Consider the following 22,843-nt stretch of genomic DNA (forward strand, 5'->3'; position numbering starts at 1 on the left):
ATTCTCTATGATCTCAGATAAAAAGGCGAATCCTCATGGTTCGCCTTTTTTGTTTTACCTTTATACCTCACTACTGTTGAAAAAACAGCAAACTACTACAACCATGAGCAATCAGCATTTCCAAAAATTTGCCAAGAAGAAAAAGAACAGCGCCATAAAGGAAGAGTTCAAACAAGCAAAAAAGAAAGCAAAAAAAGAACGTGCCGCAGCTATTAATCAACGCTTTGAAGAAAAGAGAAGAATGAAGGCTGAAGGTCGTTTACCTACTAACCAAAACCTGCATCCTAAGGAAGCTAAAGTAGCTGTTAGCAAACCAAAAGCTGCCGGAGTTGCATCACCTGTAAAAACAGCAGATAAAGAAAATAAAGAGGTAGCCGTAAAAAAATTCGCTGAAATGCCTTTGAATAAATTCTTGGCTCATTGTGGCGTATGCAGTCGCAGAGACGCTGTGGAGATAGTTAAAGGAGGAAAAATAAAAGTAAATGGCAACGTTATACTTGAACCTGCTTTTAAAGTTACGGAGAAAGACGAGGTGATCTTTAACGGAAAAAAATTATTCATTGCTAAAAACCTGGTATACATCTTACTAAATAAACCGAAAGATTATATCACTACAACCGATGATCCTCAGGGAAGAAAAACTGTTTTGCAATTGGTAAAACAAGCTACTACTGAAAGGATATACCCTGTTGGAAGATTAGATAGAAATACTTCTGGTGTCTTATTATTAACGAATGATGGTGAACTTACGCAAAAGTTATCTCACCCTAGTTATAATATCACAAAACTATATGAAGCTAAATTAGATAAGCCTTTATTAAAAGCCGATTTCGACAAGATCTTAACAGGTATAAAATTAGAAGATGGTGAAATCAAAGCCGACTCTCTTGGTTATGTAGACCCAAAAGATAAATCGGTAATTGGCATTGAAATACATAGTGGTCGTAATCGTGTTGTCCGCAGGATCTTTGAGAGTATGGGCTATGATGTAAAAGGATTAGACAGGGTGATGTATGCCACATTAACAAAGAAGAATGTAGACAGAGGTAAATGGCGTTATCTCAGCGAAAAAGAAGTTCGTCTGCTTAAATATTTAAATGCATCGCTTAAGAAAGCAACTCCGAAAGACAAAAAAAAGCCTGCTGATAAATAATGGAACCGCTAAGAACTACTAAATCTTTTAAGGGGATATCAGACATCACTATTTTTGAGAATGAAGATTTTGTTATCCTCAATAAACCGGCCGGCGTATTGTCAATACCCGACAGAACCCAATCAGAGCCATCGTTAAAAGATATGCTGATTGAAAAATACGGCAGCATCCTTACCGTTCATCGACTTGACAGAGAAACAAGCGGTATTATTTTATTTGCCAAAAATGAAACGGCTCACAAATATTTTTCTAAGCAGTTTGAAGAACGAGGTGTAGAAAAATTCTATATGGGCCTTGTACACGGAACCCCCATTCATAAAACCGGTACAATTGATGCCGCTATCATGGAGAACCCAGTTTTCAAAGGACAAATGGTGATCAATAAAAAAGGGAAACCTTCTGTAACAGATTATGAAGTAATTGAAGAATTGGGAAAATACAGTTTAGTCAAATTCCAAATTCATACAGGACGTACTCATCAAATTAGAGTACATGCAAAAAATATTGGCCATCCCATTGTTTGCGACCCCTTATATGGCGATGGAAAGCCCGTATTACTTTCTTCTTTCAAAAAGAAATTCAAACTAAGTAAACATGATGAAGAAGAAAGACCAATTCTTAACAGGGTTGCGCTACACTCCTACCAGTTAAAATTTAAAGATGCGGCAGGCAAACCGTTTGATCTTACTGCCGAATTGCCAAAAGACATCAGAGCACTGATGCAACAATTAAAAAAAATACATTAATTTTTTTTGTTGTTAAGGATCAGATACTTCGCTGTTTCGTAATAAGCGCTTGTCAATTCACTAAGGTAGTTTTTCATGCTGTCTGTTTCTGCAGATGGTTGTATCGGTTCATTATTAAGAACTGATACAAAAATTTGTTTTCCTGATTGTAAATTTGTTTGAAAACAATATTGATCAGTAACAACACCTATTGTCTTTAGGTCATGATCCATCACAAAAGCACATTTATTGGTTGCCGCAACAGTGTCAATTATATTTCTTCCCAACGCATTATTGGTGTAAGGAATTCTTAGCATAGTTGCAATGGTTGGAAAAATATCAATTTGTGAACAAATGCTGTTTACCCATTTAGGTTGTATCAATTTGGGTGCATAAAATAATAATGGCACATGTTCACCGGTAAGCCGCTGATTGGTCCAGCTTTTTGGGTATATATTATCTGCATTCCCATTAATTCCGTGATCACCAACAAAAATAAAAATGGTATTGTCAAAATATTTCTCCTTTTTAGCTGCTTCGATAAATTGTTGATAGCTAAAATCAGTATACCTGAATGCATTCATTTCTTCCTCACTTTCAAAGCCGTATTTTTTTATAGAATCTTTAGGAAAAGACACTTTTTTAAATACTGCCTGATCTTCTGAAGGAATGGTATATGGACGATGATTATCTGCTGTCTGAATGATAGCAAAAAAAGGCATCTTCTTTTCTGCCAACGTCTTATTGGCCTCTAAGAATAAATTCTTATCGCTTATTCCCCAAACATCTATTTTTTTTGCTTTAAAATCATCCTGACTATAAATACGTAACCCCTCAATATTATTTTTTAATAATCCCTGAATATTTGCCCAGGTAGGATCCCCTCCTAAAAAATAAAATTTATCATACCCTTTAAAATCATTGATGATCACACGCTGATCTACAGCAGCTGGGTTTCTACTTGCCGTTTGTTTACTGGAACCTAATACATCCGGCAAGCCTGTAATCGTTGCCCACACGCCTCTTGCAGTTCCGTATGCCGGAGTAAAACATCTATCAAAAAAGATCCCGTTCTTACACAATTGATTAAAATAGGGAGTAGTATTTAAAGGATTGCCACTCATACTACTTTTATACATGCTGAAACTTTCGCAGATCACTAATACCACATTTGGTTTATTAACCAATGAATCGTTGAAAGAATAATATCTTTTGTAATTCAATTTGTTGCTATCCGGTTGCTGTACTCCCATATAGGCAGACATAAACGGATAATGCCTTCTAACTTTTTTTACATCAATTTGCAGATCAGAAAACTTTAGTGTACTCACAAAACTTTCAAATGGGTTCAATGCAAGATTTGCTTTAAAATCATCACTTAAAGTAAATGCATCACTCCATCTTAACGGGAACTGACCGATCTTACCAAAAATACCCAACCCTAAAAGTAAAAAAAACACTAGCTTATATAACCATGCTCTCTTTACAACTGCTGCATCCTCCTGCACATATTTGGCCAATCTCTTTCTAAAAAATATTGCTGCAACAAATACAAGTACTATGAAACCTATTAAAAAACTTATTATCGGGTACGACTGCCAGGCCATTGTTGCAGAAATTCCTGCATCTTCTGTATAACTCAAAATATTTGCGTTTAATCGTTGATGTAAGTAATCATAATAATAATGATCAGCTGCATAAAAAATGATCAAAATTGCAAATACAACAGTCAGTAAAATATTCCAAATTCTTTTGGCATACATCTTTTTGAAAGGATTGATCCATGGAATGCTACATAAAAGAAATATAGAAAGGGCTAATATGCAAATCGACTTCAGATCAAATCGTAGACCCATTAAAAAGGTTCCTCCGGAAAATGCTTTTTTGGGAGGATTGAACTGAAAATAAAAAAGGAGCCTTAATACACTCATTACAACCAAGAAACTTATCATCACACTTATTATCCAGCGGATCAAACGAGGTATTTTACTATAAAACTGCATAGCAATTATTTAATGTGTGGCAAAGTTAGATTAATTATTTTTGCTAAAATCACTACTGCAACATGCACACTTTAATTGAATGGGATAAGCAATTTTTTCACCTGATCAATAGTAAATGGCACAATTCCGCGATGGATTGGCTAATGCCCTTGTTGCGAAACAGCGTAATGTGGTATCCTTTTTATTTATTTTTACTTTTATTGATCATTGTAAATTTTAAAAAAAACGTTTGGTGGTGGATTGGTATAGGCACGTTAACCGTCATTTTAAGCAATTATGTCAGCAGCAACTTGATTAAAGAAAATATCTATCGACTAAGGCCATGCAACGACCCTTCAATTGCAAGCTGGGTAAGGGTTTTGGTTGGTTACAGACCTCAAAGTTCAAGTTTTACTTCTTCGCATGCTGCTAATCATTTTGCATTAGCTATGTATTTATACCTTAGTTTAAAACCATATTCTCCCAAATGGGTGTCCATTTTATTCTTCATTTGGGCCTTTGCTATTTCATATGCACAGGTGTATGTAGGTGTACATTATCCACTTGATGTGGCCGGAGGTGCTATAATTGGAATACTTATCGGATATTTGTCAGGAAAATCGTTCAACAAACAATTCGGTTTGGAATAACTTATCATGACAGAAGTTTTTATATTATTACTGCTTATTATTGTTAACGGGCTTTTTGTGATGAGTGAGATAGCGCTGGTTAGTGCCAGAAAATCCAGGCTGGAATCAATGGCCAATAAAGGTGATCTCAAAGCAAAAAAAGCATTAGAATTAGCTGAGAATCCCGAAGTTTTTTTATCCGCAGCTCAAATAGGCATTACGTTGATCGCAATTGTAACGGGTTTGTATTCGGGAGAAAAATTCAGTGATGACCTGAGGCCATATGTAGAAAAATTCGATTCACTGAGACCATATGCCTCTACTCTCTCCACCACTATCATTGTTATCATCGTAACTTTTCTATCAATCATTTTTGGAGAACTAATGCCAAAAAGATTGGGTATGATGCAAGCAGAAAAGATTGCAAGATTAGTTGCTGGGCCGATGGATCTTTTTTCAAAACTCACCGGCCCCATCGTTTGGCTCTTGACAACGATCAGTGGCTTTTTGTTCCGATTATTTAATGTAAAAAAATCTCCGGACAGTGCGGTAACGGAAGAGGAGATCAAAGCCATGATAACCGAAGGAAGTGAACATGGAACAATTGAAGAAGAAGAAAAGGAAATTATTGAAAGGGTCTTTCATCTGGGTGATAGAAACATTACATCGTTGATGACACACCGAACAGATATTGAATGGTTTGATATTGATGATACTGTACAAACTGTAAAAGATAAATTTGATGCAATCACCTATTCAACTTATCCTGTTTGTGAAAAACAAGTTGATGATATTAAGGGACTCATTTATATAAAAGATCTGTTAAAAGCTGAAGCAAATACACCATTGAAAGATCTAATTAAACCTGCATTGTTTGTTCCTGAAAATAATAATCCGTACCAGCTCTTAGAAAAAATAAAAGAAACAAAAATTCACAGTTGTTTTATTGTAAATGAATATGGTACATTGGAAGGTTTGATTACCCTCAACGATATTTTAGAGGCCATTGTTGGTGACGTACCGCAAACCGGACAGGACGAATACGAAGTAGTAGAGAGAGCTGACGGCACTTATCTGGTAGATGCACAAATACCATTTTATGATTTCCTTAGCCGTTTTGAAAAAACAGAATGGATGAACGAAGGCGAGCATGAATTTGATACCCTTGCAGGATTTGTATTACATGAATTAGAACATATCCCCACCACAGGCGAAACATTTGATTGGCGTGGCTTTCAATTTGAAATAATTGATATGGATAGCCAACGGATCGACAAACTCCTTGTTAAGATCTCCGAAGAAATTAAAGACAATATGGATGAAGAGTAATTAATTTTTTAATTATCTTCAATATCGGTCTTGGAAAATCAGCAACTAATATACTGTGAGGTAATCTTAATACCCCTTGCATGCAATATTGTTGCTTTTACATTCACTTCTTTGTAAATAATTTTATGAAAAAAATACTCATTGCAAACTTATGTTTGCTTCTTGCATTTTCAGCAAGGGCTCAATACAATTACCCTGCTACCAAAACTGTTGACAGTAGCGACACCTGGCACGGAATTACTGTTCATGACCCTTACCGTTGGTTGGAAAATTTAAAAGATTCTTCCGTGACCAAATGGTTTAAAGAACAATCGGATTATACCAACAGCATTGTAGACAATTTGCCGCAAACAGATGAGCTGTATAAGCAAATGCTGATGCTGGACTCTATACAACCTGACAAAATTTATAAAATCCGTCAGGTAGGAAAAACACTTTTTTATTTTAACCTCAAATTAGGAGAACCTAAAGCAAAACTATTTAAAAGAAACGGAGAGTTCGGTAAAGAAGAATTAGTTGCTGAACCTGCTATGTGGGGCAACAACTATAACATAGCAGATTATTATATTGAACCATTTCAAAAATACCTCGCTATCAGTGCAGGAGAAGGTGGTAAAGAAAAAAATGTGGTGAAATTTTACGATATCGCAAAAAACAAATTTCTACCTGATAGCATCCCCGGACTATTCGCCGGATTTACCGCTAAGCCTTATGAAATTTTATACATGCAGCAACCGAGTTATGATGTACATGTAGCCATAGAGGATAAAGACAAAGTATTTAAAACACACTTGCTGGGTTCTGATACTTTACAAGACAATATTTATCTTTCTTACAAAACTAATCCAGAGTTATACACTTTAGATAACTCAAAATATGTTTCTCCTTTTTGGTCAGATGATCCGGCCTGTAAATATGAATTTATAGTAAGATCGAGTGTATCTCCTTACAGCGATTTCTATTATCGTCCTCTACATTCTAAAGCAGCATGGAAAAAGATAATCAGTATGGAAGAAGACGATATATATATGCTGAACATTTACGGCAATAAAGTATATATGGGTTCTAAAAAAAATGCACCCAACGGCAAGATCCTGGTAATGGACCTGAATAACCCTGATATAAAAAAAGCAAAGACAATTATTCCTGAAAAAGATATACCCCTTGAAGGTGAAGGATCTCTTACTCAGTCTAAGAATTTTTTGATTGCCACTTATATAAAAAATGGTGTATTGATGTCGCATAGCATTATAGATATGCGTTCAAACAAAGTATCAAAAAATCCATTTGCAGAGAGTACTAATTTAACCTACTTAACTCCATTCAATAAAGACAACGACGATATACATATTGCACGTACAGGCTGGATCACTCCATTGCAATTTACTTATGCTAACCTTGCAGAACCTGCAAAAGGCGAAAAGAAATTCTCTTTCAGAAAAACTGTTGCCTATCCATACGTAAATGAATTAAAAGTTGAAGAAATTGAGATACCGGGTCACGACGGCGTGATGATCCCTTTATCTCTTGTATACAGAAAAGACCTGAAGTTGAACGGAAAAAATCCTGCGTACGTATATAGTTATGGCGCTTACGGATATAGCACAGGTGCAGGCTTCAGTTCCGACTTCCTTTTAATGGCACACAAAGGAATGATCATAGCTATTGCCCACGTTCGTGGTGGTGGTGAGAAGGGAGAAAATTGGCACTTGGCTGGCTATAAACAAAGCAAACCTAATACATGGAAAGACCTGAATAGCTGTGCAGAATACCTGGTAAACAAAGGACTAACAAGCCCTGAGCATTTATCCTGTGAAGGAGGAAGCGCCGGCGGCATCTTGATTGGCAGAGCAATAACTGAAAGACCGGATCTATGGGCATGTGCCGTTCCTCAGGTAGGTTGTTTGAGTATGATCAGACAAGAATTTGCACCAAACGGTCCGATCAATACTCCTGAATTCGGTAGCGTAAAAAACATCAACGAATTTTTTGCTCTGATGGAAATGGATGCCACATTACATGTTCAACCAGACACAAAGTATCCTTCAATGCTGATCACCACCGGCTGGAACGATCCTCGTGTGATCAGTTGGCAGCCTGCAAAATTTGCTGCGGCCGTACAAAAAGCTAACACATCTGGCAAACCAACCCTATTGCAGGTAGATTACAATGGTGGCCACGGAGATAGTGAAGATAAGTTTGCAGGCATGAAAAAAGAAGCAAAAAAATGGGCTTTCATTTTATGGCAAACGCAATCTAAATAGATCTATTTCCTATAACTAATGCTGTATCAGTGGAGGAGCGATCCTTCACTGATTTTTTTATCCCATAACTCACCTGCAATATCTATCATTTCGAAAGATGATTAATGTCATTTTTTTTGCTCCATATAAAAAGCAATTTTGAAAAACAGCAATGAGTTTCATTGTATTAATAAAATATACGGATCAGGCTTATATCAATCATAATCAATTTTTAATTTAAAACAAATAAGATGATACACGTAATCAATCACTTTGCATATAGTCCGGATGGCGAAAACGGAGGCAGCAGCGAAAACAATGATCAACAAAAAACAAAAGTAGATGTATCCGATGCTGAACATACAGAAAAGACCAAACAAAAAAAGACCCTTTGGCAAAAAATAAGAGAAGCTTTACAGGATTGGTCAAACTCCGATCAACGTGATCTTGAATATGACGATACTAAGGTATAGTCAATTAACATCGTAAACTGATTGAGCTCTTATCTTAGTATAAGAAGCCGATATACTCCTTTCTGCTGATTTTTAGCTGCAGAAAGGAAAGCAGTAGTTTGTATATTTCTCCCGAATCAACTATTGATCATACAGTAACAAATTAAGAAAAAATATTTCCTGTTCATACACATTTTGAGGGTGTGGTTGATGGTTATTTATTGATATTTTTTAAAAAAAAATCAGTAAATTTAAGTACCAGTTCCGTTGTCATTCAATTCTGTTTTTAACCTTTAAAAGAAACAAAATGATACACGTAAAAAACCATTTCATATATAACCCATGGGGTGAAAATGAAAGCAGCAATAAGTCTTCGGGTGTAAAAGATGAAATAAAAGACAAGACAGAGCAAAATCCTCCAAACAAAAAAGAAGAGCACAAGTCAATTTTTAAAAAGATCAAGGAAGCTTTACAAGAATGGTCTAATGGCGACCAACGTGACCTCGATTTTGATGATACCAGGGTATAGACCTTTTATTTTATCCTCTTCAACTTCAGCGTATCTGCTGATGTAGATTCCTGTTTGCGTATTGTCATTGTACTGATAATAATCCCCTCAATCTTTGTCCCAATATTAGAGTTACTCTCCATAAGTTGATCTTTTTAAATTAACTTCATAGTTGATAACAACACAGGCATTTAGTGTTTACATTTAAGACAATAGAAACAAGAAACATATGTTCATAGAAGCAATTGAAAAAACAGCCAATTACACCAGACCGATTCATACAATACTTAGAACATATGGAGGAAAACAAATCATCCCCGGTTCATCTACTATCTTTTTTGTGAATGAGGAAGGCTATGCTATAACCTGTAAACATGTGATCGAGTTATTGTCACATTCAGATAACATAATGAACAACTTTACTAATTTCAAAGCTGAAAGAGACAGGCTGCCAAAAGACGGCAAATACAAAACCAATCTTAAAGGTCTTGAACTAAAATATAAATTCAACAGCGACACGATCATTCAAATAAAAAATTCATTTCTCGATTGCGTAGATTCTATGTCGGGATTTACATGGAATGTGCATCCGAAATATGACCTCGCTATTTTGAAATTTAATAATTATAAAAATATCAGTTACAAAGGCCATGCTGTATTTAAGAAAGATACTACACAGATAAAGCAAGGTGAATTTTTATGCAGGCTGGGATTTCCTTTTCCTGAATTCACCAATTTTACATATAATGAATCAACTGATGATATAGAGTGGACAAGTACAGGAATAATAGGCTCTCCCAGATTTCCAATTGAAGGAATGGTAACAAGATTCCTGGCAGAAGATAATAGACTATATGGAATAGAGCTTAGCACGCCGGGATTAAAAGGCCAGAGCGGCGGACCTCTATTTGACAAAACAGGTGTTGTATGCGGTATGCAGTTTTCTACCAAACATCTGCACCTCGGTTTTGACATTATGGATAAAGAGATCATGATAAATAACGAAGCCAAAAAAGTTTCGGACTATTCCTTCATTCATTTAGGACAATGCATACATGCTGATATCATCAAAGAATTTTTAAAGGAAATGAATGTGAAGTATTACGAAGAAAACTAAATATCATGAAGATCCTTTCAGCAAAACAGATCAAAGAAGCAGATGCCTATACCATAGCGCATGAACCTATTGCTTCAATCGATTTGATGGAAAGAGCTGCAGCAAACTGTTTTAAATGGATCATTGAAAACACTAACCCCGGAGTTCGATTCACCATCTTTTGCGGAACAGGAAATAATGGTGGCGATGGATTGGCTATTGCAAGAATGTTGCATCAATTCGGATGCCCGGTCACAACATATATTGTTCATTCCGAATCAAAAGCATCGGCGGACTTTTTGACCAATGAAACCAGGTTAAAAAATATTGACGAAGCAATATGTATCGATATTACGTCTATCACTGAACTTCCGCTAATTTCAACAAATGATATTATTATTGATGCATTATTTGGCACCGGTTTAAATAAGCCTATAAAAGGAGTTGCTGCAGACCTAATACAATACATCAATCATAGTAGGTCAATAGTGATCGCTATAGATATGCCATCAGGCTTATTTGCAGACCAACCATCAGGCGTATCATCTAATCAAATCATTAAAGCCACTTATACCCTTTCTTTTCAATTACATAAACTGGCTTTTTTCTTTGCAGAAAATGCACCATACACCGGCGAAGTGATCATTCTCCCAATCGGATTAAATGAGCAGTTCATTGATTCCTGCCAAAGCAATTATGAGCTGATTGAAACAACACATATTCAACACATCATTAAACCAAGGCCCTTTTTTTCACATAAAGGAAATTATGGAAAAGCTGCAATCATTGCAGGCAGTTATGGAAAAATGGGAGCTGCCGTATTAGCAGCAAAAGCCTGCCTGAGAACGGGATGCGGATTACTGACGATGATCATTCCAAAATGTGGGTATGATATTCTGCAGACTACTGTACCCGAATCAATGGTGATCTGTGATGAAAATGATACAATGATCTCATCAGAATATTCACTCGACACATTCGATACAATTGGCATTGGCCCTGGCATAGGCACTGCTAATGAAACCGTGAATGTTTTTAAACAAATACTTCAACATTATAAGCAACCAATTGTAATTGATGCGGATGCCATCAACATCATTGCTGCGAATAAAGAATTGATGGATCTCATTCCACCCGAGAGTATTTTCACTCCCCATCCTAAAGAGTTTGAACGATTGGTTGGTAAAACCAACGATCATTTCGAAAGAAATAAATTACAAATTGAATTTTCTACAAAACACAATGTATTTATTGTATTAAAAGGCCGTTACACTTGCATCAGTTGTCCGGATGGCTCTTGTTATTTTAATCCCACCGGAAATCCGGGAATGGCAAAAGGCGGTAGCGGAGATACATTGACCGGAATGCTTACCGGTTTACTATCGCAAGGTTACTCATCTAAGGATACATGTATTACCGGGGTGTATTTACATGGACTGGCCGCAGATATAGCCGTACAAACTACCGGAGAATATTCTTTATTGGCCTCCGATATGATAGATCATATCGGTCAGGCATTTAAAAAAGAAACAGGACACTAGGTCCTGTTTCTTTTTACTCTATTTATAACTTGGCATGTGATTATCAAAATAAGCATCTACCGTCTGGTTCCAGTTATTGACCAGATCTTTCCTATAATTATTTAAAAAATTATTCGCTTCGTTATATGCATTTACTGCATTGTTGGTTTCTTTCACCCCTTTGTTGTACAGATCCACATCAGCTTGCGTTGGCTGAGATTTTTTCCCGTACTCAATTTTCATTTTTTCAAAAGCTTCATTCTTCAAAAAGAAATCTGCAATAACCGGTATTTTTTCTTTTACTTCTTTTATATAAAACTCCAATACCTTTTTACAACTGATGATCAAACTCCTGTCACCACCTTTAAATCCTTTCATCGTATCTAACTTAGCCAATCCTTCTTCTGCATTTTTTAAAAGTGTGTTTTTACTTTGCTCTATCCCATTAATATTCTTTTTTTCTATTGCATCCATTAAATAAGCCTCTTGTTTATAGCTTTTAAAAAAGATGAGATAGATCGGATTATAATAATGATTTACTTCACTTACTTCTTCCATTAATTTACCTATTTCATCTTTACCATCGATAAGATTAACGTTATGTGCCAATGCAAATCTTTTTTCTGCAAGATGCAGTGCCTCACTGGCATCATCTAGTTTTTTATTGGCCATCTCTTTTGCCAGTAAATAGGCTTCCATCATATCGTAAGACTGCTCTGAAATTTCTTCCATATCTACAATTTTGCTGAAATCGCCATTCATTACATTGTAGTAAAGTTTCATAAAAGAAACAGCGGAATCTCTGTATTCCTTATCGCCTTTAAATGAAGGCATGCCGCTGATATTCATTCTGCTTTCATCAATCTCATTCAATACTTTATTCCTTAAATTTTCTACTTTTTTTGCCCTCTTTCCGTGTGAAGCAGCACTGTTATATGTCAGAAATCTTTTTGCAATTGTTTGGTGTTGCTTACCAATATAATCCATGTAAGTGATCACATTGTCAAAATCCTGTGCATGTAAAGTTTCGGTAATGGTCATAAAAACCATTGTAATTAAAAAAAGATAGCCTTTTCTCATTTGCATTTTTATTTATTGTGAAAATTAAAAACTATTTAACCCAATCCAGCATAATTCTATATGCTTCTTTTACATATTCATTCTTACTCAGATCTTCCAGGTTATCGTCATTTATGGCCTTACTCTCTTCTGTTATTACCCGATTCCTTTCTTTATCCATGACGTTATTATCTACTTCTATGGTTGCATCTTCTTTACTATCTTTTATCGCATCAATTTCATCATACAGATCTTTGATATTTCTAGTGTAGTTCATGTATCCTTGCCATTGCAACGGAATAGTTTTGGAGGCATTTTTATTTTTATACCATTCGGTAAACTTGTTCACCAGTTTAAAACCCACATTAGCATCCACCCTGGCCTTACTTTTTTCCTGTAGAGCTGAAACCGGAATTGCAGGCATTGGTTGATAGATAGCTTGCTTGGCATTATCAGGCTTCAATGCCGATACATTAGCTTTCTCTCTTAATCTGTCTATTGCATAATAATCAGGCAGTATAATATCAGGTATTACTCCTTTCCACTGTACCGTAGAACCATCGACCCTATAAAATTTCTGATCTGTAACCTTTACATAACTATCATACGTAAGATTTTTGGAGAAAACTCCTGTTGTATCCATAGGAAGGATCTGTTGGGCAGACCCTTTGCCGTAGGTTGGGCTACCCACTATCAATGCCCTGTGATAATCCTGCAATGCAGCACTCACCAATTCAGAAGCAGAAGCACTCATAGTGTTTACCAAAACGATCATCGGGCCATCATAAATTGTACCTCTGTTAGGGTCTTTCAAAAAGTGCACTTTCCCTGCTTTATTCTTTGTTGAAGTAAGTGTACCCTCATCAATAAATATTCCGGCCAATTCTAATGCCTCTCCTAAAGAACCTCCTCCGTTATACCTGAGGTCTAATATTAAACCTGCTATACTATCTCTCTTTAATTTAACCACTTCTTTAGCCACATCATTTGAACAACCGTTCGCATTTTCTTCCTCTCCTTCTTTTACATAAAAACCAGGCAAATTGATATACCCTATTTTTTTCGCTCCTTTTATTACATAGCTTTTTACGATCTCCTCTTCATTCGTTACTTTCTGCGGAGAAAGAGATATTGATTTTTGTGTTCCTTCAGGAGTTTTAACGGTAACAGTTATTTTCCCTTTACTACCAGCCGTTAATGCACTGCTGACCTGGTATTCCGATAATTCATCTAATGTAACTTCGGGTTTGCCTTCGGGTTTTATTTTTATCAACACATCACCTTTATGCAATTCACCATTTTTCCATGCAGCACCTCCCGGTACTAAATAAGATACTACCCAATCTCCTTTATCATCCTTCTCAATTTCAAAACCTACAGAAAATTCAAGTGCACTCATCTCTGTTTCAAAATCATTCTTATCACTCATATCCATGTATGCAGTATGAGGATCATAACAATAAGTAACAGCATTCAGATAATTATTTTCAACATCCGACATCGAACTATCGATCTCTGCCAGATTTTTTTTCACCCAAAGCAATTCCCTGTTTTTAACTTTTGCTCTTGCTTTAATTTCCAATGCGGCAAAATCTGCAGGTGCTTTAGCCGCAGACATCATCTTATATCTAGTACTGTCTGATGAAACAAGATCAACAATGGCCTGGAGTGTTTGCCATTTTAAATATGACTGCCATCCCTGGGAGACATTATCTGTATAGTCTGTGTAAGGCCAGACAATATTATCTGGCTTTGTATAATCAAAAGGTTTATCTGTAAGTAATTTGATCGCACTATCTGCTTTCAATAAACCCGTTCGGTATAATTGGATGCTCTTATCAAAAAATCCCCAGCCATTGCCCAACAACTCATCATCCAACTTTGTACGAAACCCCGCTAATTGGTTGGTAGCTGATTTTGAAAACAATAATTTATCATCATCTAGTTCATTTATCCAACGATCATATAACATCATAGAAGAAGAATCATTCCATGTTATTGGTTGATAATGATTTTGTTCTAAAAACCTCCTTAATGTAACCACTTTCTGTCTGAGTACATCAGCACGAACCGATTGCGAAAAAGAAACTTTCGTAACCAACGATAGAAAAATTATAAAAAATATTTTCATAAAGGGCAGGATGAATTTCTTGATTGATGCTTATTATCCTCTCAATTTCATCTCTCCGATTATTCTTTCAATTTTATCATCCAATATTTTTTCTGTTGCATCAAACTCTGCAGCAGCAAGCAATTTTGTATTTACACTGAAATAGAATTTTATTTTAGGCTCTGTACCACTTGGTCTTGCGCTGATCTTTGTTCCATCTGCTAATTCAAATTGTAACACATTACTTTTTGGCAGATCAATTTTAAAGCTTTCGCCAGTTTGTAAATTTTTACCTACCTGCAATTCATAATCATACAATTTAGCAACAGGAGCTCCATCAATTGTTGTTGGCGGATTTTTTCTGTAGCCTTCCATCATCTCTGCAATTTCTTTAGCCCCGTTCATTCCTTTGCGAACAATGTTCACCAGGCTTTCTTTATAAAAACCATATTGAAGATACAGGTCAATTAATTTATCGAACAAACTACGACCTTTATTTTTTTCATATGCAGCCATCTCACAAGCCAATGCCACCGCACTGATACCATCTTTATCCCTGATCTTATCTCCGATCATTAAACCAAAGCTTTCTTCTCCACCAATGATATAATTTTCTTTACCTTCTTTTTCACGGATAGCAGCAGCGATCCATTTAAATCCGGTCAGTACATTATAACAGGCCACATTATTTTCCTTAGCAATAATATCGATCATATCAGTAGTAACAATTGTTTTCACTACCATATCATTCGGTTGTGCAATGCCTTTCGCTTTACGGGCTTCTATCATATAGTTAAATGCGATCATGGCTGTTTGGTTACCATTCAGCAATACCCATTCTCCTTTATGATTTTTTACACCGATCGCAACTCTGTCGGCATCCGGATCAGTGCCTAATAAGATATCTGCATTGATAGCTTTTGCCTTTGCCAACCCCATGCTCATTGCCTCTGTTTCCTCAGGATTAGGATATACTACAGTAGGGAAGTTTCCATCAGGTACCATTTGCTCTTCAACAACATTGATATTGGTGAACCCAAATTTTTTCAACACATCCGGTACTAACACAATACCTGTACCATGAATAGAAGTGTATACAATTTTCAGATCATGTTGTGCCGCACATGCTTCAGGATACACACTTAATCCTTTTACCATGTCGATATAAATAGCATCAAACTCTTTTCCAACGGGGATGATATTAGATTCGCCACCACTCCATTTCACATCATCAACAGAAGCAATTTTATCTACCTCAATAATTACATTTTTATCATGCGGTGGCACCAATTGAGAGCCATCATTCCAATATGCTTTGTACCCATTGTATTCTTTAGGATTGTGAGATGCCGTACAAACCACACCACCTTTACAACCAAAATGCCTGATCGCAAAACTTAATTCAGGTGTCGGTCTCAAAGCTTCAAACAAATACACTTTGATACCATTCGCAGCAAAAACATTGGCAGTGGTCTCAGCAAAAAAGCGACTGTTATTTCTGCAATCATGAGCAATGGCCACACTCACATCATCACCAAAACATATCTTTAAATAATTGGCGTAGCCTTGTGTAGCCATCCCGACAGTATACTTATTCATGCGGTTAGTACCGATACCCATAATACCCCTTAATCCACCTGTTCCAAACTCTAAATTTTTATAGAAGGCGTCAGCCAATTCATCTTCACTTAATTGTTTAATCGCATCTTTTACTGATTGATCATAATTACCGTTCAACCACACATTTACTTTTTCCTGAATTTTATTATCCATGTTTAAATTTTTAAGTCTTCAAAAATAAAACATTCGTATATAATAAAGTATATAACAGTAAATTTGTTTTTTATGAGCCAAACATCGGTACATAGCCCAACTTCAGTGGCAGAGTTTATCCTGAGGAATGAAGGACACTCATCAACTTTTAAAGCTATATTGAGCTTTTGCCTGCTGCTTGTTACCACTTTTCACCTATTTGCACAGGATTCTACTCAAACCACCCATGTACAATTGGTACCTGTAAGCGAAGAAACTATTGATACCTCGATCGTACAAATATTCATTGGCAAAAAAAATACTTACAAACCCGAGCCGGCTTCTTCTCTATCCAAAGCACAAATAAAACGTAGAGTGAGAACCGTTGCCATAGCTAATATTGCCGGATACAGTGCAATCATGGTGGGTTTAAATGCGGCATGGTACGCCGATTTCCCCAGAACCGGTTTTCATTCATTCAACGATGATAAAGAATGGTTACAGGTAGATAAAGTGGGACATATGTATAGTGCCTACATTGAAAGCAGGGCCAGTATGGAATTATGGCGCTGGACAGGTATCGAACGTAAAAAACGAATCTGGCTGGGTGGCTTAAGTGGTGCCGTATATCAAACCGTTATTGAAACATTGGATGGATTTAGTGCAGAATGGGGCTGGAGCTGGGGCGATTTTACTGCTAATATATTGGGTAGCGGTATATTGATCGGACAGGAATTAGCATGGAATGATCAAAGAATAAAAATAAAATTCTCTTTTCATAAAAATTCTTATTCAGATGCTCAGCTAAATCAGCGTGCCGATAATCTTTTTGGCAAAACACTGGCCGAAAGATTCATTAAAGACTATAATGCTCAAACCTACTGGGCAAGTGCCAACCTCAAACCTTTCTTTCCTAAAAGTGATCTGCCGGAATGGCTCGGAGTTGCAGTAGGCTACGGCGCCAATGGCATGTTTGGTGGATTTGATAATACCTGGAAAGATAAAAATTCAAATACTACCATCGACCGGTCTGATATAAAAAGATACCGTCAATGGTATTTATCCCCCGATATAGATTTCAGCAAAATCAAAACCCGTAAAAAGGGAGTCAAGTTTCTTTTCTCCGTACTAAGTGCTTTTAAATTTCCTGCTCCGAGCATAGAATTTTCAAATGGAAAGTTTAAATTACATGCAATACATTTTTGACAGAACACTAATGGTACTGATCTAACAGATTAACACAGATCTATTTGTGCTTATAAGTTCAATCCGTGTCATCAGTGTTCTATCCTATTTAGTAATTAAAGATCTTTTATGCATCTATTACAACAATTGCTTTTTGCCGCCATCGCCATTTTTGCCATCGGACTATTTACCAAAAACATATTACAAATACGCCGTAATATTTTATTAGGCAGAGATGAAGACCTCAGTGATAACAGATCCACCCGTTGGAAAAACTTATTGCTATTGGCATTAGGACAAAAGAAAATGTTTAAAAATCCATTAGTGGCGCTAATGCATTTAGTGATCTATGCAGGTTTTATCATTATCAATATAGAAGTACTTGAAATTGTTTTAGATGGCATTTTAGGCACACACAGATTATTCTTTCCTTATCTAGGCAATCTTTATACATTCTTAATTAACTTTTTTGAGATATTGGCATTTGGCGTAATTGTGGTATGTGTTGTTTTTTTAGCACGACGAAATATCATCAAACTAAAACGTTTTATCAGTAAAGACCTTAATGGCTGGCCTCGTAGTGATGCCAATTATATATTAATCACAGAGATCATTTTAATGTGCCTGTTTCTTACAATGAATAGCACAGACAGAGCTTTACAATACAGAGGTGTTGAGCATTATCATAGTACCGGCAGTTTTGTTTTTTCCGGAATGCTTGCCCCCTTATTCGCTCATTTTTCCACCGCAAGTTTGATCATGCTTGAAAGAAGTTGCTGGTGGCTCCATATCATAGGCATTTTAGCATTTTTAAATTATCTGCCATATAGTAAGCACTTACACATCATGCTGGCCTTCCCTAATAGTTATTATGCCAGGTTGCAAGTGCCGGGAAAAATGGAAAATATGCAAAGCGTACAAAACGAAGTACTATATGCCATGCAACCCGAACTGGCTCCAACTAACGCAGAGGCACATACTATGAAATTCGGTGCTAAAGATATTTTTGATCTGAGCTGGAAAAACCTGCTCGATGCATACAGTTGCACAGAGTGTGGAAGATGCAGTGCCGCATGTCCGGCCAATCAAACAGGGAAATTATTATCCCCCAGGAAAATAATGATGGACACCAGGGACAGATTGGAAGCTGTAGGCAAAAACATCAATCTGAATAAAACGTTCGCTGATGATGGAAAGAATTTGTTCAGTCATATTACTACAGAAGAATTAAGAGCCTGCACTACCTGTAATGCATGTGTAGAGCAATGTCCCGTAAGCATTAGTCCGCTTGACATCATTATACAATTACGCCGCAGCCTGATCATGGAAGACAGCAATGCGCCCCAGGAATGGAACACCATGTTTGGCAACATTGAAAACAATTTTGCTCCCTGGAAATTTAGTCCGGATGACAGAGACAAATGGACAGAAGAATTAAACAATTGATCGATGTATGTATTTTACATTCTGGCGCCGATTTATATTATCCTTTCTATTCTGTATTCCCGGCACGAAGGAAGAAAAAGGCCACGGGTTTTATAGGTACACTATTATTGATCCTTTTAATTCCGTTCATTGGTTACTGGATCGTTGAGTTACTATCTAATAAAAAGGCCAAGGGCTGCAATTGGTGTGGCAACAAATACAATGAGGCAGAATATTGCGGATTATGTGGCAAAAATGAAGCCGGAGAAACAAGACCTGGATTTAAGCAAACCTGATACCCTATTGCATTTCACATATAATTTTATTATTTTTCTTATTTAAACTAAGAGTATGAAAAGCAAAATATTTTTTGCAACAGCGCTGGTTACTGTTGTATTAATAGCAGGTTTTAGATATGCTAATAAAGTGCATCAACCAACACTCCAACACATTTCCAGAGAAAATATATTTAAGAACAAATTAGTTATACAATGTTCACCTGATTGGGCACATATAAATGAAGACAGTCTTGCTAATGGAATTGGCATGTTACCCGGCTGGGGTAATTATCGTTGGTACATCAGCACAAAAAATGACAGCGCTCAATTTTATTTTAATCAAGGCATTAACATGTATTATGCCTTTCATATTATTGAATCAATGGCTTCATTTAAAAAAGCACAAAGATTTGATAACAACAATGCAATGATATATTGGGCGCAGGCTTTGGCCTACGGCCCCAACATTAATGACTTTGCTTATGCGGCTACACCCGAAGCTTTTGCAGCAGCACAAAAAGCACTTTCATTAAAAAATAATTGCACTGCTAAAGAGAAAGCATTGATTGAAGCAATGGCGGTCAGATATACGTCAGACAGCACTTTCAGCAGAGCATCCTTAAATCAATTATATGCAGATGCAATGAAAAAATATTACCACCAATTTAAACAGGATGCAGATATTGCTGCTCTGTACGCAGATGCAATGATGCTACAGCATCCATGGGATTACTGGAAACATAATGGAACGCCGGAGCCATGGACTCCTGAGATATTATCCGTGCTGGAAGGTATTTTAAAAACTCATCCTCTTCATCCGGGGGCAAATCATTACTATATCCATTCTATAGAAGCATCTCCAAATCCACAGAAAGCAATGGCAAGTGCAGACAGGTTGGGAAAATTAATGCCTGGTGTTTCTCACATGATACATATGCCATCACATATTTATATCAGAAGTGGAAAATATAAAGAAGGTATTAAAGTAAATGAGATGTCTGTAAAAGGATATAATACTTACCTGGCATTGTACCCCGATGTACAAAATAATGTTCCGCTTTATTTGATACACAATTTGCACATGCAAAGCAGTTGTGCTATGATGAGAAGTAATTATCAATACAGCAACAAAAGTTCTATCGAAGCTCAACAAAGTTTTGACACCAGCTTTATGTCATTACAGCAACCGTTAGGCAACTTTATACAATACATATACATGACTCCCGTTATAAATAATGTACGCTTTGGCAAATGGGATAGTATACTAAACACCAAGGCCCCTCAGGAACATCATATCTATGCTAACACCTTGTGGCATTGGGCCAGAGGCATGGCACAAGCAAGAAAAGGAAATATCAACGAAGCAAAGAATGAATTAAAAATTGTACAGGAAAAAATGAAAGCGCCAGACATGCAGGTAGTAATGGAACCATTTAATTCTCCTTTCAGTGCAATGAAAGTTGCAGAAAAAATATTAGCAGGTGTGATTGCAGAACAAGAAAATAATTTCAGCGAAGCAACAAAATTATTGACAGCTGCTGCTGCCAATGAAGATGCATTAATTTATGATGAACCTAAAGACTGGTTGCTCCCCGCCAGAGAATATTTGGGCAATGTGCTACTGAAAGCAGGTAACCCAGCCAGGGCTGCAATTGTTTTTAAAGAAGACCTGAAGGAAAACCCTAACAATCATTGGGCTTTATATGGTTTATATCAGTCACTCATCAAACAGAAAAAAAATACTGAAGCAGCCATTATAAAGAAACAGTTTGATAAAGCTTTTGAAGGAAACGATATTCCCAAAGGTCAAGCTGTTTTTTAAAAAATAACAGATACAAAAGCAGAGAGATCAATAATGATCTCTCTGCTATATTATTCATTAACATTAATACGTTTCTACAACATTATAGAAGAATGCTTTAGGCTCTCCTTCTACGCCGGCTTTCGCCATTTTTTCTTTCAGATCTGCAGATTTAAAAAATGCTTTCGCTTTTGCCATATCTGTAATAGCACAAACAACGGTTACAATATGATTATCGTCAATACTATACCCTACGGCTCTGTCAACAAGACCAGCATCTGTTCTGGCTTGCTTATGACTATCAAATTCTTTTTTCCAGGCATCCCAATCTTTTACTTTATGTGTCATTATTACCCGGCTGGTTATTGAATTGGTAGTTGTATCAAGCATCACCACATTATAAAATGTCATTGAAGGTGCTCCTATTACTCCGGCCTTCCCCATTTTAGCTTTCAGTTCGGGTGAAGCAGCAAATGCTTTTGCCTGGGCAGTGTCAGGCATCCTGAATGCTATTAATACCATATTTGAATCATCCATCCCTCTGCCCAAAGTAAACTTGGTTAAGCTATGTGCTTTTTGTGCAGAATCATCGCTGTCAAAGATTGGTTTCCACTTGGCATAATTTGCTACTTTATGAATAACGATCAACGTGTTTCCCGGCTTAGTGGCCACCGGTTCCATCTTGTTAGCAGTTGTATCCATGGTATTCTCTTTCTCTTTATTTCCGCCCGAATTACAGGCAGAAAATGCAAGCAGTGTACAAGCAGCAATAATTGCAGCCGCAAAAAAATTGTTTGGTTTCATTTGTAATATGTTTTAAGATGAATAATAATGTATTCATCGGGCAAAGACAATCGATTTAAACAAGGAAGGATGTACGTTAAATATACCATTAATAAACCGGGAATGCAAGCAACCAGACTGAATTTTTATCCCAAAAGCCTGTGCCGGATTTAATAAATTTATTATCTTTAAAATCAACTTTCATCAAAACAAAAATCATATGAAAATTCTTAAAAGAATATTTATTGGCATACTTGTACTTTTTGCATTGCTTTTGATCGTTGCATTATTTGTAAAAAAAGAATATACGGTTGAACGTGAAGTAACAATAGCCAAACCCAAACAAGAAGTTTTTAATTATATCAAATTACTCAAAAACCAAAGCAATTATAGTGTATGGGTAAAAATGGACCCCAATGCTAAAATGGAATATAAAGGCACCGATGGAACAGTTGGCTTTGTTTCATCCTGGGATAGCGAAAATAAAAATGTTGGAAAAGGTGAGCAGGAAATAAAACAAATAACAGAAGGAGAACGCCTCGATCTTAGTTTGCATTTTATAAAACCTTTTGAAGGTTTTGCCGATGCTTATATGACGACTGCCGCTATAGATTCAAACCAAACAAAAGTGAAATGGGGATTTCATAATAAAATGAAATACCCACTCAATATTATATGCCTTTTCATGAATGTAGAAAAAATGATCGGCAAAGATCTTGGTGATGGATTAAATAATTTAAAAGTGGTGTTAGAAAAATAAAGGCCGCACAAATAACTTTTAAAGCCTTCATTAAACCGGAGGCTTTTTTAATA

19 protein-coding genes are annotated in these 22,843 nt (G+C 36.4%); 14 read left to right on the top strand and 5 right to left on the bottom strand.

What is annotated here, in order from left to right; all coding sequences use genetic code 11:
* The first annotated feature begins 7 nt into the window (after positions 1 to 7).
* Together LK994_RS00890 and LK994_RS00895 are read left to right on the top strand one after the other, a co-directional pair.
* Positions 8 to 1,153, top strand: coding sequence for a pseudouridine synthase (locus tag LK994_RS00890; protein WP_229760994.1), 1,146 nt, complete (start codon positions 8 to 10; stop codon positions 1,151 to 1,153).
* The gene (locus LK994_RS00895) at positions 1,153 to 1,899 is read left to right on the top strand and encodes an RluA family pseudouridine synthase (protein ID WP_229760995.1); all 747 of its coding nucleotides are present in this window, start codon (positions 1,153 to 1,155) and stop codon (positions 1,897 to 1,899) included. Before LK994_RS00890 ends, LK994_RS00895 begins: the two co-directional genes overlap by 1 nt.
* Here the strand turns inward: LK994_RS00895 and LK994_RS00900 are convergent.
* Positions 1,896 to 3,881 carry an LTA synthase family protein gene (locus tag LK994_RS00900; protein ID WP_229760996.1) on the bottom strand — a complete coding sequence of 662 codons (1,986 nt, stop codon included), beginning with the start codon at positions 3,879 to 3,881 and terminating at the stop codon, positions 1,896 to 1,898. The genes LK994_RS00895 and LK994_RS00900 overlap by 4 nt on opposite strands.
* Before the next feature lie 62 nt (positions 3,882 to 3,943).
* Here LK994_RS00900 and LK994_RS00905 point away from each other — a divergent pair, with 62 nt between their 5' ends.
* From LK994_RS00905 to LK994_RS00935, 7 genes are all read left to right on the top strand, one after another.
* Positions 3,944 to 4,510, top strand: coding sequence for a phosphatase PAP2 family protein (locus LK994_RS00905; RefSeq protein ID WP_229760997.1), 567 nt, complete (start codon positions 3,944 to 3,946; stop codon positions 4,508 to 4,510).
* A gap of 6 nt (positions 4,511 to 4,516) precedes the next feature.
* Positions 4,517 to 5,818, top strand: a complete 1,302-nt coding sequence (locus LK994_RS00910; protein ID WP_229760998.1) for a hemolysin family protein — start codon at positions 4,517 to 4,519, stop codon at positions 5,816 to 5,818.
* Between the two features lie 125 nt (positions 5,819 to 5,943).
* On the top strand, positions 5,944 to 8,082 hold the full coding sequence (locus LK994_RS00915; protein ID WP_229760999.1) for a prolyl oligopeptidase family serine peptidase: 2,139 nt from the start codon (positions 5,944 to 5,946) through the stop codon (positions 8,080 to 8,082).
* A gap of 230 nt (positions 8,083 to 8,312) precedes the next feature.
* Positions 8,313 to 8,534, top strand: a complete 222-nt coding sequence (locus LK994_RS00920; protein ID WP_229761000.1) for a hypothetical protein — start codon at positions 8,313 to 8,315, stop codon at positions 8,532 to 8,534.
* 286 nt (positions 8,535 to 8,820) lie between these two features.
* Positions 8,821 to 9,042, top strand: a complete 222-nt coding sequence (locus LK994_RS00925) for a hypothetical protein (protein WP_229761001.1) — start codon at positions 8,821 to 8,823, stop codon at positions 9,040 to 9,042.
* Positions 9,043 to 9,250: 208 nt separating this feature from the next.
* The gene (locus tag LK994_RS00930; RefSeq protein WP_229761002.1) at positions 9,251 to 10,138 is read left to right on the top strand and encodes a S1 family peptidase; all 888 of its coding nucleotides are present in this window, start codon (positions 9,251 to 9,253) and stop codon (positions 10,136 to 10,138) included.
* A gap of 5 nt (positions 10,139 to 10,143) precedes the next feature.
* Entirely contained in the window at positions 10,144 to 11,658 is a 1,515-nt protein-coding gene (locus LK994_RS00935) for an NAD(P)H-hydrate dehydratase (RefSeq protein WP_229761003.1), read from the top strand.
* 18 nt (positions 11,659 to 11,676) lie between these two features.
* Here the strand turns inward: LK994_RS00935 and LK994_RS00940 are convergent, their stop codons facing one another.
* The 3 genes from LK994_RS00940 to LK994_RS00950 all read right to left on the bottom strand — a co-directional run bounded on the left by LK994_RS00940 (position 11,677) and on the right by LK994_RS00950 (position 16,579).
* Positions 11,677 to 12,678 carry an LIC11966 family surface protein gene (locus tag LK994_RS00940; RefSeq protein WP_229761004.1) on the bottom strand — a complete coding sequence of 334 codons (1,002 nt, stop codon included), beginning with the start codon at positions 12,676 to 12,678 and terminating at the stop codon, positions 11,677 to 11,679.
* A gap of 70 nt (positions 12,679 to 12,748) precedes the next feature.
* Positions 12,749 to 14,827, bottom strand: a complete 2,079-nt coding sequence (locus tag LK994_RS00945; protein WP_229761005.1) for a carboxy terminal-processing peptidase — start codon at positions 14,825 to 14,827, stop codon at positions 12,749 to 12,751.
* Positions 14,828 to 14,860: 33 nt separating this feature from the next.
* Entirely contained in the window at positions 14,861 to 16,579 is a 1,719-nt protein-coding gene (locus tag LK994_RS00950) for a phospho-sugar mutase (RefSeq protein ID WP_229761006.1), read from the bottom strand.
* A 72-nt stretch (positions 16,580 to 16,651) separates the two neighbouring features.
* Here LK994_RS00950 and LK994_RS00955 point away from each other — a divergent pair, with 72 nt between their 5' ends.
* The 4 genes from LK994_RS00955 to LK994_RS00970 all read left to right on the top strand — a co-directional run bounded on the left by LK994_RS00955 (position 16,652) and on the right by LK994_RS00970 (position 21,268).
* Positions 16,652 to 17,764 (top strand): DUF2279 domain-containing protein, encoded by a 1,113-nt coding sequence (locus LK994_RS00955; RefSeq protein WP_229761007.1) that lies wholly within the window; start codon positions 16,652 to 16,654, stop codon positions 17,762 to 17,764.
* A gap of 108 nt (positions 17,765 to 17,872) precedes the next feature.
* On the top strand, positions 17,873 to 19,189 hold the full coding sequence (locus LK994_RS00960; RefSeq protein ID WP_229761008.1) for a (Fe-S)-binding protein: 1,317 nt from the start codon (positions 17,873 to 17,875) through the stop codon (positions 19,187 to 19,189).
* Positions 19,165 to 19,464, top strand: coding sequence for a hypothetical protein (locus LK994_RS00965; protein ID WP_229761009.1), 300 nt, complete (start codon positions 19,165 to 19,167; stop codon positions 19,462 to 19,464). Before LK994_RS00960 ends, LK994_RS00965 begins: the two co-directional genes overlap by 25 nt.
* Before the next feature lie 55 nt (positions 19,465 to 19,519).
* Entirely contained in the window at positions 19,520 to 21,268 is a 1,749-nt protein-coding gene (locus tag LK994_RS00970; RefSeq protein ID WP_229761010.1) for a tetratricopeptide repeat protein, read from the top strand.
* Positions 21,269 to 21,331: 63 nt separating this feature from the next.
* Here LK994_RS00970 and LK994_RS00975 read toward each other — a convergent pair whose 3' ends face one another.
* On the bottom strand, positions 21,332 to 22,051 hold the full coding sequence (locus tag LK994_RS00975; RefSeq protein ID WP_229761011.1) for a hypothetical protein: 720 nt from the start codon (positions 22,049 to 22,051) through the stop codon (positions 21,332 to 21,334).
* A 199-nt stretch (positions 22,052 to 22,250) separates the two neighbouring features.
* Between LK994_RS00975 and LK994_RS00980 the strand changes: the two genes are divergently transcribed.
* On the top strand, positions 22,251 to 22,790 hold the full coding sequence (locus tag LK994_RS00980; RefSeq protein WP_229761012.1) for an SRPBCC family protein: 540 nt from the start codon (positions 22,251 to 22,253) through the stop codon (positions 22,788 to 22,790).
* Positions 22,791 to 22,843: the final 53 nt, after the last annotated feature.

Source organism: Ferruginibacter lapsinanis, assembly GCF_020783315.1.
Classification (GTDB): Bacteria; Bacteroidota; Bacteroidia; order Chitinophagales; family Chitinophagaceae; genus Ferruginibacter; species Ferruginibacter lapsinanis.